The organism is Amycolatopsis sulphurea (assembly GCF_002564045.1).
Lineage (GTDB): Bacteria > Actinomycetota > Actinomycetes > Mycobacteriales > Pseudonocardiaceae > Amycolatopsis > Amycolatopsis sulphurea.
This window is the reverse complement of the sequence record NZ_PDJK01000002.1, coordinates 204373-219490: the sequence shown is the minus strand read 5'-3', so window position 1 is coordinate 219490 and position 15118 is coordinate 204373. Positions and strand designations below refer to the sequence as shown.

The 15118-nt window shown below is 69.9% G+C and carries 11 protein-coding genes and 1 pseudogene; 6 read left to right on the top strand and 6 right to left on the bottom strand.

Annotated elements, in window-relative coordinates; all coding sequences use genetic code 11:
- Nucleotides 1–196 precede the first annotated feature (196 nt).
- The 4 genes and pseudogenes from ATK36_RS07025 (at nucleotide 197) to ATK36_RS33330 (ending at nucleotide 3971) form a co-directional block, all read left to right on the top strand.
- Entirely contained in the window at nucleotides 197–2131 is a 1935-nt protein-coding gene (locus tag ATK36_RS07025) for a glycoside hydrolase family 84 protein (RefSeq protein ID WP_245914475.1), read from the top strand.
- The gene (locus ATK36_RS33340; RefSeq protein ID WP_098510527.1) at nucleotides 2132–2242 is read left to right on the top strand and encodes a twin-arginine translocation signal domain-containing protein; all 111 of its coding nucleotides are present in this window, start codon (nucleotides 2132–2134) and stop codon (nucleotides 2240–2242) included. It begins immediately after the preceding gene.
- Nucleotides 2243–2244: 2 nt separating this feature from the next.
- Nucleotides 2245–3375: pseudogene (locus ATK36_RS33335) on the top strand (glycoside hydrolase family 35 protein).
- Between the two features lie 17 nt (nucleotides 3376–3392).
- The gene (locus ATK36_RS33330; protein ID WP_245914472.1) at nucleotides 3393–3971 is read left to right on the top strand and encodes a hypothetical protein; all 579 of its coding nucleotides are present in this window, start codon (nucleotides 3393–3395) and stop codon (nucleotides 3969–3971) included.
- Nucleotides 3972–4646: 675 nt separating this feature from the next.
- Here the strand turns inward: ATK36_RS33330 and ATK36_RS07010 are convergent.
- A complete protein-coding gene (locus tag ATK36_RS07010) occupies nucleotides 4647–7643 on the bottom strand; it encodes an AfsR/SARP family transcriptional regulator (protein WP_098510526.1) in 2997 nt (998 codons plus the stop codon).
- Nucleotides 7644–7840: 197 nt separating this feature from the next.
- On the opposite strand from ATK36_RS07010, the gene ATK36_RS07005 reads away from it, so the two are divergent.
- Nucleotides 7841–9064: a hypothetical protein gene (locus ATK36_RS07005; RefSeq protein WP_098510525.1), complete on the top strand. Its 1224-nt coding sequence runs from the start codon at nucleotides 7841–7843 to the stop codon at nucleotides 9062–9064.
- 230 nt (nucleotides 9065–9294) lie between these two features.
- Here the strand turns inward: ATK36_RS07005 and ATK36_RS07000 are convergent, their stop codons facing one another.
- Together ATK36_RS07000 and ATK36_RS06995 are read right to left on the bottom strand one after the other, a co-directional pair.
- Nucleotides 9295–11241, bottom strand: coding sequence for an NB-ARC domain-containing protein (locus ATK36_RS07000; protein WP_098510524.1), 1947 nt, complete (start codon nucleotides 11239–11241; stop codon nucleotides 9295–9297).
- A 74-nt stretch (nucleotides 11242–11315) separates the two neighbouring features.
- Nucleotides 11316–11621, bottom strand: coding sequence for a helix-turn-helix domain-containing protein (locus tag ATK36_RS06995; RefSeq protein WP_245914471.1), 306 nt, complete (start codon nucleotides 11619–11621; stop codon nucleotides 11316–11318).
- 319 nt (nucleotides 11622–11940) lie between these two features.
- Between ATK36_RS06995 and ATK36_RS06990 the strand changes: the two genes are divergently transcribed.
- The gene (locus tag ATK36_RS06990; RefSeq protein WP_098510522.1) at nucleotides 11941–12810 is read left to right on the top strand and encodes an LLM class F420-dependent oxidoreductase; all 870 of its coding nucleotides are present in this window, start codon (nucleotides 11941–11943) and stop codon (nucleotides 12808–12810) included.
- A gap of 353 nt (nucleotides 12811–13163) precedes the next feature.
- Here the strand turns inward: ATK36_RS06990 and ATK36_RS06985 are convergent, their stop codons facing one another.
- The 3 genes from ATK36_RS06985 to ATK36_RS06975 form a co-directional block, all read right to left on the bottom strand.
- Nucleotides 13164–14408: a sensor histidine kinase gene (locus ATK36_RS06985; protein ID WP_098510521.1), complete on the bottom strand. Its 1245-nt coding sequence runs from the start codon at nucleotides 14406–14408 to the stop codon at nucleotides 13164–13166.
- A 70-nt stretch (nucleotides 14409–14478) separates the two neighbouring features.
- Nucleotides 14479–14805 (bottom strand): putative quinol monooxygenase, encoded by a 327-nt coding sequence (locus ATK36_RS06980; protein ID WP_098510520.1) that lies wholly within the window; start codon nucleotides 14803–14805, stop codon nucleotides 14479–14481.
- Entirely contained in the window at nucleotides 14802–15101 is a 300-nt protein-coding gene (locus tag ATK36_RS06975) for a hypothetical protein (protein WP_098510519.1), read from the bottom strand. The genes ATK36_RS06980 and ATK36_RS06975 overlap by 4 nt, the downstream gene beginning before the upstream one ends.
- Between the last annotated feature and the right edge of the window lie 17 nt (nucleotides 15102–15118).

Genomic DNA, 15118 nt, shown 5'->3' with positions numbered 1-15118 from the left:
AGGAAGCATCGGACCAATTCCGGCCACAATCCGTGAGCGCTCTGGGCGAGTACACCGTTCGGACCAGCAATGGTGCGATTATCGGTGATTGATTTTTACTCAGCGTCCCTCATCCGGTTAGCGCATAGACGTCCGATGGATTCGCGACCTAGGCTGCTGACCCGGCCTCCGGCAGGCCGCGTTGAGAGGGGAACAAATGACTCCGCCCGGAAGAGTCCGGCTGGCCCTGACGGCCGTGGCCGGTGCGCTGGCCGCGATGCTCGCGCTCAGCCGGCCCGCCGTCGCCGCCCCGGGCGATGTACCGGTAGTTTCCCCTACACCGCAACAGATCAGCCGTCAGCCGGGGGAGGTGCCGATCCCGGCCACCGCGGTGCTGGTCGTGGACCAGACCACCGACGCCGCCGCGAAGGACCTGCTCGCCGCCCAGCTCAAGCAGCACGGCGTGCGGCGGATCAGCGTCATCGATCCGTCGGCGGCCCAGCAGCAGCCTGGGGTGCTCCTGGTCCGCCTCGGCGGCCCGTCGTTCAGCGGCGAAGTGCCTTCGCAGGCCGAGGGGTACGCGCTCACCGTTTCCCGGCTCTCCGGCATTCTGATCGGCGGCCGGGACGGCTCCGGCCAGTACTACGGCGTACAGACGCTTCGGCAGCTGTTCGTGCGGTCGGGCGGCGGCTGGGCGGTGCGCGGTGTCCAGGTACGCGACTGGCCGAACATGGCGCTGCGCGGGTCGATCGAAGGCTTCTACGGTCCGCCGTGGCCCACCGAGGCACGGTTGCACCAGATCGAATTCCTCGGCGAGACCAAGGCGAACACCTACATCTACAGCCCGAAGGACGATGCCTACCTGCGCGCCAGGTGGCGTGACCCGTACCCGCAGAAGGAACTCACGACGCTGCGGCAGCTGGTCTCCTCGGCCACCGCGCACCACGTCAAGTTCACGTACGCGTTGTCGCCGGGTGTCTCGATCTGCTTCTCGTCCGCGGCGGATGTGGCCGCGGTGAAGGCGAAGTTCCAGTCGGTCTACGACCTGGGCGTGCGGTCGTTCTCCATGCCGTTCGACGACATCTCGTACACGAGGTGGAACTGCGACGGCGATCGAACCGCCTACGGCGCCCCTGGCCAGGCCGCCGCGGGCAAGGCGCAGGTGACCCTGCTCAACCGGATCACCAGCGATTTCGTGAAGACCCACGACGGCGTCCGCCCGCTGCAGACGGTGCCGACCGAGTACGGCGATCTGAAGGCCTCGCCGTACAAGACCGAGCTGCGCGAGCACCTCGACCCGTCCGTGGTGATCCAGTGGACCGGGACCGCGGTGGTCCCGCCCAGCGTGACGAACGACCAGGCACGTCAGGTGTCCACATTGTACGGACGCAAGGTGTTCCTGTGGGACAACTACCCGGTGAACGACTACGGCGAGGCCGCCGGGCGAATCATGCTGGCGCCCTACGATCATCGCGACGCCGGGCTCTCGCAGTACTTGGACGGCATCGTCTCGAACCCGATGAATCAGGAGGCAGCCAGCCAGATCGCCGAGTTCGGGGTCGCCGACTTCTCGTGGAATGACGCCGCGTACTCCGCCGAACAGTCCTGGCCGCGGGCCCTCGCCCGGATCGCCGGCGGCGATCCGAACGCCACCGCGGCGGTCACCGTATTCGCCGATCTCGAACACTACGGCCCGTCGTCCGCGCCGCAGCCGTGGCAGCCGCAGGCGCCCGTGCTGGCCGCCAAGACCGCCGACTTCTGGCAACGCTGGAACGCGGGCGACCACAACGCACTCGCCGAACTGCGTCCCTACGCGGAGAAGATCCGCGATGCCCCGCAAACGATCCGTGCCGGACCGGTGGATCGCGCGTTCGTCGCGGACACCGGGCCGTGGCTGGACGCCAGTGCGTTGTGGGGCAAGGCGATGGTGACCCGGCTCGACGCGCTCGCCGCAGCTGCCGGGGGCGACGCCGAGAAGGCCCGGCAACTGACCGCGACCGGCGACACGCAGGTCGGTCAGGCGCAAGCGGTGAAGACGGGCAACACCAATGCCTGGGGCGTGCGCCCGGCGCTGGTCGGCGACGGCGTCCTGGACACATTCCTCGTCAAGGTGAGGGATGCCGCGGCCGGGACGGCGAAGAGTGAGGCGTAGATGAGCGGAGTCAGCAGGCGGAGCTTCCTCGGCGGGGCCGCGGCGGCCGGGGTCGCCGCGGCGAGCACGGTATTCGCCGGGCCGGCCGAGGCGGCGGCCGGACGCGGCTGAGCGTGGACGGCGAGCGATTCCTGTTGGACCGCAAGCCGTTCCAGATCGTCTCCGGCGCGATCCACTACTTCCGGATCCACCCGGACCAGTGGCCGGACCGGCTGGCCCGGATGCATGCGCTCGGCCTGAACACGATCGAAACGTACGTGGCGTGGAACTTTCACCAGCCGGTGCCCGGTCGCGCGGACTTCCGCGGCGGCCGGGACCTGCCCGGGTTCCTGCGACTCGCGGGTGAGCTGGGGCTGAAGGTGATCGTCCGGCCGAGCCCGTACATCTGTGCGGAATGGGAGTTCGGCGGGTTCCCGGCCTGGCTGCCGGCCGACCGGAACCTGGAACTGCGCTGCGCCGATCCGGCCTATCTCGCCGCCGTGGACGCGTGGTACGACGAGCTGATCCCGCGGCTCACCCCGCTGGAGGCGCGATACGGCGGTCCGTTCGTGGCGATGCAGATCGAGAACGAATACGGCAACTACGGCAACGACACCGGCTACCTCGCGCACCTGCGCGACAGCCTGCGCGCGCGGGGCGTCACCAGCCTGCTTTTCGCCGCCGACGGTGCTTCCGAGTACTCGATGCGGTTCCGGGCGCTGCCCGGCACCCTGGAGGCCGGCACCGGCGACGGCGATCCGCTGGTGAAGCTGTCCGCGATCAAGCAGTTCCAGCCCGGCAAACCGGCAATGATGGCCGAATACTGGGACGGCTGATACGACCGCTGGGGCGAGCCGCACAACACCCGCGACCCGAAACGGATGGCGGCCTACGTCGACACCCTGCTGGCCACCGGTGCGTCGGTGAACCTGTACATGGCCTGCGGCGGCACCAACTTCGGGTTCACCAGCGGTGCCAACACCTCCGGTGCCCGGTACCTGCCGATCACCACCAGCTACGACTACGATTCGCCGATCGGTGAAGCCGGGGACACCGGGGCGAAGTACACCGCACTGCGCTCGGTGATCACCAAGTACACCAAGGTGCCGGTCGGTCCCGTGCCCGGCCGGTCCGCGCGGCTGCCCGCGCAGCAGGTGCACCCGGACGGTGCCGTCGCGCTGCTCGATGCGCTGCCGGTCCTGGCGAAACCGGTGCGGTCCGCGCAGCCGCTGCCGATGGAGCGGGCGGGCAGGCCACCGGCCTGATCCACTACCGCACCACGGTGCGAGGCCCGCATTCCGGTCCGCTCGGCATCCACGGCCTCGCCGACCGCGCACAGGTGTTCGTCGAAGGGCGGCTCGCGGGCACCCTGGGCCGGAACGACCCGGCGGCCACGGTCCAGCTGACCTTGCCGTTGCCACAGAACCGGGTGGACATCCTGGTGGACGCCATGGGCCGGGTGAACTTCGGCCCGTTCCTCGCCGACCGCAAGGGAATCGACGGCTGGGTCGCGATGAGCACCGAGCAGAAACTGTTCGGCTGGGAGACCCGCCCGCTGCCGTTGGACGACCTGTCCGGCCCGCGCTTCGCCACCACGGAGCCCGGCCCCGGCCCGGTGTTCCACCACGCCACCGCGACCGTGGCCACCCCCGAGGACGGGTTCCTCGCCCTGCCCGGCTGGGAGAAGGGCGTGGTCTGGCTCAACGGGTTCAACCTGGGCCGATACTGGCAGATCGGCCCGCAGCAGACGCTCTACGCACCAAAGCCCCTGTGGCGAAAGGGAAAGAACGAGATTGTGGTCCTGGAACTGCACCGCCCGGGGACGGAGATCGAGATCCGCCCGGAGGCCGACCTGGGCTGAACACGGTCAGGCGGTGAATCCCGGGACCTGCGTAGGGTGGGTGAACAGGCGGCCCTGGTGATCCCGCGCCGGCGACCGGCAGTACCTGAATGCCGCAGGTGTTTATCTTGGTGCGTAAGGAAAGCAGGCCGTTTGGCGGGTGGATGGGAGGAAGCTGCCGCCGGGTGTCGCGGTCCCCCTTCCCGGCCGGCTCAGGTGAAGGCCGGTCGAGAAAGAGGATCCGCCAAAGCTGAGAGGAGTGATCTGGTCACCGGCCTCTGGGGTCAGAGGAAGCAGCACCACCAGGGTTCGGCCAGGTTCGAATCGTCGTCGATCGACGCGGCGGCCGTGGGTGCAACAGAAAACATGAGAGGTTTTGCTCCTGTATCAGTCTCGTCGTAAGCCTGACGCAACGTGGATCACGATCGTAGTCGGCTGACTCGCAGTGATACATGTTTCGGCAGGTCTGGTGACCAGACTTTAGAGCCTGGTGGAAACGAGGAGAACTCGGGGGTGTCCCTAGGTTCCAACTTTGGGTAGCGAACTAAAGGCATATACCGGAGAGGGTCACTCAAGAGGAATGAGCACATCGCTCATTCGGGTGTAATCCTTTGAGCTGGTCTTGTCCTGGGTAGCTCTCCAGGCGGTCCCGGGTTTCGTGTGCCGAGGCTGTTCCGGTGCGGTCGTGCCGCGATCTCAGGTGGACTGTTCGCTGCTGGTAATGGAGCGCCGCGGGGATGGCATCGCCACGGTCGATTCGCCGTCGCGAGCTTCCGGTATCTCGTGCGGTGGACCGATCTCGGCGAGGTGTGCTTCGAGCCGCTCTGCCTTCCCGTGCTGACCGCGGCCACGATAGAAGGCGGCGGCACGGGTCCACGCGTCGACGGCGTCGGGGCTGTTTCCCAGGGCGTGAAGAATCTCCGCGAAGGCTTCCAGCGCGTGTGCCTGACCGGTGGCGGTGTGTGCGCGCTCGGCGAGTTCGACCGCTTCCTGGGACAGCCGCAGCGCTGCCCGATCGTTGTGCTCGGCCTTGGCCAGCCGGGCCTGCACGGTGCGCAGCCGCGCGCCGGCGGTCAGCTCGGCCGTGCCGTCGAGCAGAGTCCGCGCTTGCGCGCAGTGCCGGGCCGTGGCGGGCAGATCTTCCTGCGCGTAGTGGAGTTCTGCCAGCGCGATGTGCGTCTCGATCCGAGCGGGCGTGTCCCCGAGCAGGGTGCGCAAGTGCAGTGCCCGGTGGAAGTGGGGTAAGGCCCGGTCGGACTGGTCTAGTTCGGCCAGGAGATCGCCGAGATACTGTTCGGACTTGGCCTCGCGGACCGGGTCACGGGCGCTCTGCGCATCGACGACACACTTGCGGAACAGCGTGATCGCCTCGGTGTGCCGCCCGGCCAGCCGATGCTGCCGGGCGAGGTTGATGTTCACGGTGAGTACGGCGATCGGGTGGTTCACGGCGGTCGCCAGTTCCAGCGCACGCACGAGCATCGGAGCGGCGGCCTGCTCATCGCACAGGGTCAGGTGGAGGTAGCCGAGGTCGTTGAAAGTGGAGCCCTCGGCGATGAGGTCACCCCTTGCCTGCGCGGCCCGTGCCGCGGCGGTCAGCCCGGCGATCCGCTCGGCGTAGTAGCCGAACCGGCTCAAGGTCTCGCCGACGAGGTGCGCCAGGAGGCACACATAGTCGAAGAGCCGGGCGTGCTCGGCCTTCGCCGCGAGTGCAGCGATGTTCGTGCGTTCCTGCAGGAACCATCGGGTCGCCGCCTCCGGAGTCTCGAATCGGGTGGGATTCGTGCCCGGCTCCGCTTCCGGGATCGGTGGCCGGTCACCGTGGGGATGGGCGATCCGGTGCGCGTTCTCGGCCGTGCGCGTGTAGTGCGAGAGCAGGCGGCGTAACGGCACCTGGTCATGGTCGTGCTCACTGAGGGTCTGGGCGTACCGGTGGAAGATCGAGGGAATGCGGAAACGATCGGTGTCGCCGGGCTGATCGATCAGGTGGAGCGCGACCAGGGTCTCGAGCGCGCGCCGGGTATCGGTGGTGGCGAGCCCGGCAGCGGAGAGCACGGTGTCGGCCTGCATCTCCGCCCCGGGGTGGTGCCCGAAGAGCCGGAAAACCGCCTGCCCGGCCGGGTCGAGGGTGCGGTACGACGAGGAGAACGTGGTGCGGAGGCTTTCGTCGTCTCCGTTGTCCCCGATACTCAGCAGCATTTCCGGATCCCGCAGTTGGCCGAGCAACATCGACAGGCTCAGGCCCGGCCGTTCGGCAGCACGTTCGGCGACGAGGGAGAGCGCCAGCGGCAGCCCGTCACACAGGTGCGCGATCCGCCGCGCGGCATCCGGTTCCCGCTCGGCCCGTTCGTGAATGCGGCGGGTGAGCAGGGCGAGCGAGTCGTGGTCGTCGAGATACCCGAGGCTCAGCGTCGGCAGTTCGTATTTGCGGGCCAGCGCTTTGAGCCGGCGCCGGGACGTGATGAGCAGAGTGCTGTCCGCCAGCAGGTCGAGCAGCCGGTCGACGTGGTCGGAGTTCTCCGCGTTGTCGAGGACCACCAGCACTTGGCGCTCGGCCAGGTGCTCCCGGAGCACCGCGGCGCGGTCCGATTCGCGGACCACGTGGTCGACCGGGAATCCGAACTCGTCGAGCAGCAGATCCACCACGTCGTTGTGTTCCAGCCGCGGTGCGGGACCGAACCCCTGGAGATCGACGTACACCCTGCCGCGGGGAAAGGCCTCGGCGACCCCGTGCGCCCAGTGCAACGCTGCGCTGGTCTTCCCCATCCCGGGCGGGCCGGTGAGCACGACCGCCGGTGCCGAACGGCCGGAATTGTCCTGCAGCAGCAGGTTGTTCAGTGCCCCGAGCACGTCGGCGCGCCCGGTGAACCCGCGAAGGTCCCGGGGCAGCGGCCGGACCTGTGGCGCACTCGTCACCGGCCGGAGGTTGCCGGGTGCCGGTGTGCTCCGGTGGGTTTCCCGGAGCCGGTCGTGGAACGCGCGAAGTTCGTCGGCGGCCGGTTCGTCCCCCGCGTCACGGAATTCGCGGTAGGCGCCGAGGAAGTACTCCTGGCCCTGGGTGAACTGCTGCAGTGCATAGAAGACGCGGGTGCGCAGCTTCACAAAGGTCAGCTCCCCGGCGTGTTCCGGGAGGAGCCTGTCCAGTTCCCGGGCGGCTGTTTCCGGGCGGTGCAGGGTCAGTAATTCGTGTACGAGGAAGCTGCAGGCGGGAATCCACTGCGTCAGGATCGTGTTCCGCCGCCAGTTTTGCACCGGCCCGGTCTGCAGGCCGGCCAGCGGTTCTCCGCGCCAGAGGGAAAGCGCTGCATGTGCCGATTCGTATGCCGATTCATGGTTGCCGGCGTCCGCGGCGGCCCGTGCCTCGCGCATTCCCTCGTGAAAGACGGCGAGATCCACGTAATTCGGGTCGAGGGCGATCCGGTAGCCGCCGTCGACCGTCTCGACCGGGGCGGCGAGATCGGCGTCCGCCAACGCCCGGCGGAGCCGGTTCACCGCTTTGTACAGCGCGTCTTTCGGGTTGGCCGGAAGCTCGTCATCCCAGGCCCAGGTCATGATCCGGGTTGCGGGAACACGTTCTCCGGGGCGTACCAGCAGGATTCCCAGCACATTCTGAACCTGGCCGGTCGCCCAGTCCTCGTTCATCTTCCCGTGCATCCGCACGGCAGTCTGCCCGAGAATTCCGTAGGCGGTCTCCATTCGACGTCCCCTCCGTTCGCCGAGAGATCATTTTCGCATCAAAACGATCAATCGGCGATTTCGCGGCGGTAACGATCGACTTTGGCCGAATGCCGGGCAGGTGCCGGTCCGCTTCCCGGCAGGACACCGGCAGAGCCGCGGCAGATCCGGCTCTCATTCTCAGGGGGAAGCGGTTTTCCGGAAGAGAGGGGAGCTCGATGGAATCCGAATCTTGGGTGCGGGGGCCGATCGGCATCGACGCCGGCTCGCGGGTGACCCGGCCGCGCTGCCGGGCGGTGCTGGTGGTCGTGCCGACGGTGACCGCCGGGACCCGGCTGCTGGACCTGGTCCGGCTGCTCGAACGGGACCTGCGGGTCCAGGTGCTGTTCACGGTGCCGCACGGCACCGACCGCTGGCAGGGGGTGGACGAATACGTGCGGGCTCAGCACGGCCTGGTACTGCCTTGGGCACAGGCCGTCGCACACCGGTTCGATCTGGTGCTGGCCGCCAGCCACCGGCACCTGGAAGCGGTGCACGGACCGGTGCTGCTGATCGGGCACGGCGCGGGACGGCTGCGACCCAGCCGCTACAGCCGCAAAGCCGGCGGGGCGACCGTCGGGACCACCGCGGTGGACCGGGAGCTGCTGACTTTTCGCGGGCGGGTGCTGCCCGCCGTGCTCGGGCTCGGGACGGACGACGAGTTCGAGCTGGTGCGGGAGCGCTGTCCGGAGGCCCTGCCCGCGGCCGTGGTCGCCGGGGACGTCTGCCTCGACGGGATGCGTGCCGCGACCGGCCTGCGGGAGCGATACCGCCGCGCACTGGAGGTGACCCCGCAGCGGCGGCTGGTGGTGATCAGTTCCACCTGGTACACCGATTCGACCTTCGGCCGGATTCCCGAGCTGTACCAGGCAGTACTCGAAGCGCTGCCGCTGGCGGACTACGCGGTCGCGGCGGTGCTGCACCCGAACGCGTGGGCTGTGCATGGCCGGCGGCAGGTGACGGCTTGGCTTTCCGGGAGCGTCGAGGCGGGGCTGAAGGTGATTCCGCCGGAGCGGGGCTGGCAGGCCACCATGATCGCGGCCGATTGGGTGATCGGTGATCACGGATCGACCACCGGGTACGCCGCGGCGCTCGGCCGTCCGGTCACCCTCGCCTCCTCGCCGGGTAAAGGGCTGCAGCCGGGCAGCATCGCCGAGGTCGTGCGGTGCCACGCCGAGGAGCTGTGCTGGAACCGGCCGCTCGGGGCACAGGCCGAGGCAGCGGGAAAGACGGCCGCCCGGCTCTCCGCCGAGGTGACCCGGGCGATCAGCACGAGACCGGATCGCGCGGCGGCCATCCTCCGGTCGGCGATGTACCGGTTGCTGGAGCTTTCGGAACCGGCGGAGCCGGCCACCCCGCCGTTGCCGGCGATGCCGGTCCCGTTACCGGGCTGGGAACGATGACCCGGTTCCCGGCGCGGGGCGTCGGGGTCGTGCGGATCTTCGTGCGGGGAAAGGCCGTGGCGGTGCACGTCGTCGATCTCGGGCTCGCGGATCCGGGCTGGTTTTCCCGCGCTGACGTACTCGTGCTGGCGGCCACCGGACCACCGGTGGCCGCTCCGGCCGAAGCAGCGCTGGCGGCCTGGCCGGGTGCGGTCGCGGCAGCGGCCCGGTTTCCCCGCGGACTGCGGTGGTCAGTCCGGCGGCTCGCCGGCTTCGCGGCGGAGCCGGCGAGCTTCCTCGCGATACTGCGAAGCGGCCTCGCCGGCACCGTGGCCGGCTTCGACATCGGCGAGAGCGGTGAGGATTTCGGCGCGATAATGCGGTGATTGCCGCCGGTCCACCTGTTCGAGCACGGACCGGAGCTCGCGGCACGCGAGTTCGTGGTCGCCGCGGCGGTCGTGTACCCGGGCGAGCGAGATGACGGCGCGGGCGTGCTGGCTCGTGTCGCCCGCCCGAGCCATGATCGCCGCGGCCTCGGACAGGTCGCCGAGTGCTTCGTCGTCCCTGCCGAGCAGCAGCAGGACCTCACCGCACCGGCGGAGGGCGAGGCCGACGCCGCGTGGCTGGTCGATCCGGGCGTGTGCCGCCGCGCTCTGCCGGTACAGCTCCAGCGCCGTCTCCAGCTCGCCCCGGCTGCGAGCGGTACGGGCGAGGCGGGACAGCGCGGTTGCCTGGGTCGGCCCATGGCCCTCCCGCTCGCCGATCTCCAGCGCGACGGCGTGCTGGGCGGCCGCGTCCTCTTCTCGGCCGAGCTTGTCGTAGACGAAGCCCAGCTGGCTGCGCAAACGCGCTTCGGCCAGCGGTGCGCCGCACCGGTGCGCGGCTTCGGCGCCGGCCGAGCTCAGCGCGATGAGCGGCGCGGGATCGCGGTGGTGCAGATAGAAACCCCAGAACAGCTCGCCGAATTGCCAGGTCTCGGTATCCCAGCCGCGCCGGGCCGCCTCGGCGGCGACCGCGCGGATGACCGGGAGGTTCCGCCGCCACCAGCGCAACGCCTGGGCACGGTCGGGAAAGACGGCCGCGGCGGTGGTCCTGGTGAACACCGGCTGGAATGGGTGGATCAGCGCGTTCGCGGCGAACATCCGGTCGCGATACCAGCGGGTGACGCGGAGCAGGGCATCGGCGTTGTCCTCCGGGGTGCGCTCGCGCTCCGCGCGGGTTCGCGCGTCCTGGCGGACGACGTCGTGCTGGGCCACGGTCTCGTCGTCCACCTCGGTGAGGAGATTCGCCTCGATCAGTTCGTCGACGTCGTCGTAGAGCTGATCGGGCGTGCTCAGCAGGGCGCCGGGGAGGGAGTCGAGGGCGTGGTGCGGGCCGGGAAGCAGGCCGCAGAGCCGGTAGAGGGCCGCCGCGCTGGTGCTGAGCGCGGTGTAGGACGCGTCGAAGACGGTCGCGAGCCTGTCGGCCGCCAGCGGGCTCCGGCGCGCTTCACGGCGTGTGCTGCGGGCCGGGTGAGTACGCAGCCTGGCACCGGTGATGGCGAGTGCGAGGGGGAGGCCCGCGCAGGCGGTGATGAGTTCGCCGGCGGCTTCGTCGTCGAGCTGCCCGCGGCCCGCCCGGTGTCTGAGCACCTCCTTGGCCTCGGGAACGGGCAAGGGATCCAGCGGGATGATCTCGGCCCCGTCCAGCGTCAGGCTGGTCAGCCGAGACCGGCTGGTGACCAGCACGATCGAGCTGCTGCTGGCCGGCAGCATCGCGCGGACCTCGGCGCCGTGCGTGGCGTCGTCGAGCAGTACGCCGAACGCGCGGTCCGCCGTCGCCGCCCGGAACGCGGCCGCGCGCTGGGCGAACGAAGCGGGAATCTCGTCGGCCGGAACGCCCAGCGCGGCCAGGAAACCGTGCAGCGCACCGCTGGCGGGCGCGGCCGTCTCGTCGTCCTCCGGTGCGAGGCTGGCGAACAGGATCCCGTCCGGGAATTCGGCCCGGCGCCGGTGCAGCCACTGCACCGCGAGCGCGGTCTTGCCGATGCCGCCGACGCCGGTGACCACCGCGACGGATGGCGTGTCGTGCTCGGCCCGCCAGAGTTCGTCGAGCCGAGCCAGCTCGGCTTCCCGGCCGATCAGCCCCGGCGGGGCCGGCGGAAGCTGCACCGGCCGGACGGCGTCCTCCGCCGCTTCCGGCTGCCGTGCCCGGATCATCGTCCTCCCCTCGGCCGCTCGGTCGTGTCTACCCTGCCGACCGCGCCGGACGGGGCGATCGTGAGCGGTCGCACTCACCGGAAACGGCGGACGGCGGAATTGTTGCCGCCATGCGGCCTAAGGGGGACATTCTCGCGGCGGAGCAAACGACGGATCGTTCCGTAAGAGGTGGCGTGCTCGTCGGCGATCCGGCGAATGCTGGCGCCGGCGCGGTATTCCCGGATGACCCGCGGAGTGTCGAGCACCCGGCGCACGCCCTGCCGGATTTCCGGCAGGACCACACCTTCCTGCCGGAGCAACCGACCGGTCCAGCTCAGGGAAAGCCCGTGCGCTCTGGCGATTTCACTGAGCGAGGCGCCCTGATTCCACTCGTCGAGCATCTGCCGGTTCCGTTGTGCACGGTCTGGCTTCGGTCTGTCCGGCGTGTCCACTGCGATTGCCCCCCGCGGCTGTCGCTGGTCGTGGTCGGTCTTTCCGGGCGCTTGGTCGGCCCTTTATTACTTAACACCCTCACTGTCACCAATGAAGAACGGGATAGGCACTTTCGGAGGACCCTCGAGGAGGGAGAATTCTGTCCTGATACGGAGTCTTTGTCAGCAGAGTGGCGGTACCGAAACGCGGACTTGCCCTCGAGTGCACTCCAGGCCCTAGTCTCGGTGACGTCCGCTGTATCGCGCTGATCCGACCGGAGCCTCCGCCATGCAGCTGGGAATTCACGTGCCGGTCTTCGACATCGACGGCGGAGCCGGCGCGGTCGCCCCGGAGCTGGCGCGGGTCGGGGCGGCGGCGGAGGAGGCCGGGATGTCCTGGCTGTCGTTCATGGATCACTACTTCCAGATCGAGGCGACGGGGTTGCCCGCCGAGTCGCCGATGCTCGAGGGGTACACCACGCTCGGCTTCCTCGCGGCGCACACGTCGGCGATCGAACTCGGGTTGCTGGTCACCGGCGTGACCTACCGGCATCCGGGACTGCTCGCCAAGATCGTGACCACGCTCGACGTGCTCTCCGGTGGGCGGGCGGCGCTCGGTGTCGGGGCGGCCTGGTTCGAGCGTGAGCATCATGCGCTGGGCGTGCCGTTCCCGGCGGTCGCGGAGCGGTTCGAGCGGCTTGAGGAGACGTTGCGGATCTGCGCGCAGATGTGGGACGCGGACAACGACGGGCCGTTCGAGGGCAAGCACTACCGGCTGGCCGAGACGCTTTGCTCACCACAGCCGATTCGACGGCCGCGGGTGCTGATCGGCGGGGGCGGCGAGCGCAAGACGCTGCGGCTGGTCGCGCAGTACGGCGACGCGTGCAACCTGTTCGCCACCTCGCCGGAGGAAGTCGCGCACAAGCTTGACGTGCTGCGCAAGCACTGCGACAACCTCGGCCGGGACTACGACGCGATCCGCAAGACGATCACCGCGGGCAGGCCGGAGCCGGAGGCCTGCGACGAGTTCGTGCGGAGCATGGCGGACTACGCGAAGCTCGGCGTGCACACGGCCCTCATCATGCCTCCCGGCGGGGCACCGGCCGCGTGGGTCGACGGGATGGCACCGGCTGTGGCGCGGCTGGCGGAGCTGGGCTGACACGAGGTGTGGGGCGCGGTCGTTTCTTCGGGCGGGCGTCGGCCACGTGGGGTTGAGGGGGTGGTGCCGGTTGCCGTGCAGCTGGCTGAACTGGGCTGATCACCAGGCGGAGACCGGCGGGCCGCCGGCCATCCGGGGTGCGGGAGCTGACGTTGGCGGTTCGCTGGTCCGGCCGCGAGACGGCCACGATCATGCCGCCGCTGGGCCGCTCGACGGGATCGCGCCGGCTGTGGCGCGGCTGGCGGAGCTGGGCTGATCACCAGCCGTCCACGAGCACCCCGCCCGACAGGCCACCCGGCTCGACCGGACGGCGCTCGCCGACCGCAACGCAGCCGCGCGCAGACCGTTCGGTCTCAATGCGGGACCCACAGCGTCACGCGGGTTCCGCGGCCGGGTGCCGATTCGACGCGGCCGGTGCCGCCGACCTCCGTCAGCCGGGCCTCGATCGACTGGCTGATCCCGAAGCCCGGTGCCTGGCCCCCCGGGTCGAAGCCGCGGCCCTGGTCCCTGGCCACCACGGTGATCCCGCCGTCGCGTTCTTCCACGCGGAGGACGACCTGGCCGGTGCCGGAGTGTTTCGCGGTGTTGCGCAACGCTTCCCGCACCGCCTCGCGGAGGGCGGTGCGCCGTTCGGCGGAGAGCCGGTCGTCGGCGAAGTCGGCGGTGACGAGCTGGGTGCGCAGGCCCTCCCTGGCCATTTCCGCGGCCACGTTGGCCAGTTCGACGACGAAACCGCGGTTCGGGCCTGGCTGCACCGGTTCGGTGATGGTCCGGCGGAGGCCGGCGGCCTCGGCGCGAGCGGCGCGGCGTAGCTCGCCGAGGCGGGTGGCGGCGCGCTCCTCGTCGTCCGGTGCCGGTAGGCCGAACGCTTCCAGGCTCTGGAGCACGCTGTCGTGCAGAAGCCGTTGCGTACGGCGCCGTTCGGCCTCCCGACCGCTGCGGAGGCCGAAGTCGAAGGCGACCCGGGAACCCGTGCCGAGCAGGATCAGCACGACGAAGGTGATCACGATCGCCACCGCGAGCCCGATCAGGTCGCCCACTGAACGGCTGAGCGCGACGGGTTCGTCGAAGGCGCGTCCGCCGATCAGGCTCAGTACCGCGCGGAACGGTAGGGCCGCGGCGAGGAGCAGCAACGCCGTGGGCAGTCCTCGGGTACCTGCCCACATCGCGACCGTGCCGATCATCCACGTCCAGGCCAGGTCGATTGCGAACGGCTGGACCGCGGCCGGTGCAAGGACTGCGACCGTGACGTTGAGCAGCACCCCGGCGGCGAGGTCGAGGGAGAGCACCCGCGTGGTCTGGTGCGCGGGCAGCCCGCGCGAGCGCAGGAACCACCACAGCTGCCCGGAATTCGCCACCAGCGCGACGACGGTCGTGGCCAGCGCCACGGCCAGTCCGACGCTGCCGTTGGACGCGACGAACCCGATGAAAGCCTTGGCGAACTGGGCGATCCGGTAGCCGGTCGGTACGACGACCCAGTATCGGGCGGCCCGGGCGAGGGTCGCGGTGGCGTCCTCGTGATCGCTCGGCTCGCGTGGCGTGCCGTGGTGCAGCAGTTTTCGTACGAATTCCCGTCCTGGACCGGCGGAATCCGGCATCGTCCCTCCCCCCGGGAGTGTCCCGGACGAGGATAGGGGAGGGGCCGCCGATCCCGGCGGCCCCTGGCGGTCAGTCCCGGACGGCCAGCTCGCCCAGCTCGGACCAGTCGTCCTGGTCCACCTTCGCGTTGACGATGCGCGGGGTCTGCGCCAGGTACGGCGGCAGTTCCTGTTGCGCGGCCTTGAAATGCGCCGAGCCGACGTGCGCGGCGCCCGCGTCGTCGTCGCGAAACGCTTCGACGAGCACGTATTCGTTCGGGTCGGCCAGGCTGCGGGACCAGTCGTACCAGAGACAGCCAGGCTCGGCGCGGGTCGCTTCGGTGAACGCGCGCGAGATCTCCGGCCAGTCGTCCGCATGTTCGGGCTTGATGAGGAACTTCGCGGTGATGAAGATCATGTGCTCTCCTTCGTCCTAGGCACGTGCGGTACCGGTTCGGGCAGCTTCGCCGCGGCACGGATCCGCCGGGCCAGCCGTTCGACGGAGACGAGCGCGGCGAGCACGTCCTCTCCGCGCACCTCGAACGGCATGGCGTGGATGGTCTCCCCGGGCGCCGTCGCCGCGTCCGCGACGACTCGCAGCGTATCGGTGTCGTCGGTGCGCAGCCCGGTTTCGGTGAGCGTGGTGGGCAGCCCCAGCCGGGTGGTGAATTCCACGAACTCGCGGACGTCCGAGGCCGGCGCCCCTTCGAGCACCAGCTGGGTGAGCGAAC

Excerpts from the sequence above, each read along its gene's own strand:
- ATK36_RS07025 (WP_245914475.1), top strand. The coding sequence starts at position 197 with ATGACTCCGCCCGGAAGAGTCCGGCTGGCCCTGACGGCCGTGGCCGGT.
- ATK36_RS33340 (WP_098510527.1), top strand. The coding sequence starts at position 2,132 with ATGAGCGGAGTCAGCAGGCGGAGCTTCCTCGGCGGGGCCGCGGCGGCC.
- ATK36_RS07010 (WP_098510526.1), bottom strand. The coding sequence starts at position 7,643 with ATGGAGACCGCCTACGGAATTCTCGGGCAGACTGCCGTGCGGATGCAC.
- ATK36_RS07005 (WP_098510525.1), top strand. The coding sequence starts at position 7,841 with ATGGAATCCGAATCTTGGGTGCGGGGGCCGATCGGCATCGACGCCGGC.
- ATK36_RS07000 (WP_098510524.1), bottom strand. The coding sequence starts at position 11,241 with ATGATCCGGGCACGGCAGCCGGAAGCGGCGGAGGACGCCGTCCGGCCG.
- ATK36_RS06995 (WP_245914471.1), bottom strand. The coding sequence starts at position 11,621 with ATGCTCGACGAGTGGAATCAGGGCGCCTCGCTCAGTGAAATCGCCAGA.
- ATK36_RS06990 (WP_098510522.1), top strand. The coding sequence starts at position 11,941 with ATGCAGCTGGGAATTCACGTGCCGGTCTTCGACATCGACGGCGGAGCC.
- ATK36_RS06985 (WP_098510521.1), bottom strand. The coding sequence starts at position 14,408 with ATGCCGGATTCCGCCGGTCCAGGACGGGAATTCGTACGAAAACTGCTG.
- ATK36_RS06980 (WP_098510520.1), bottom strand. The coding sequence starts at position 14,805 with ATGATCTTCATCACCGCGAAGTTCCTCATCAAGCCCGAACATGCGGAC.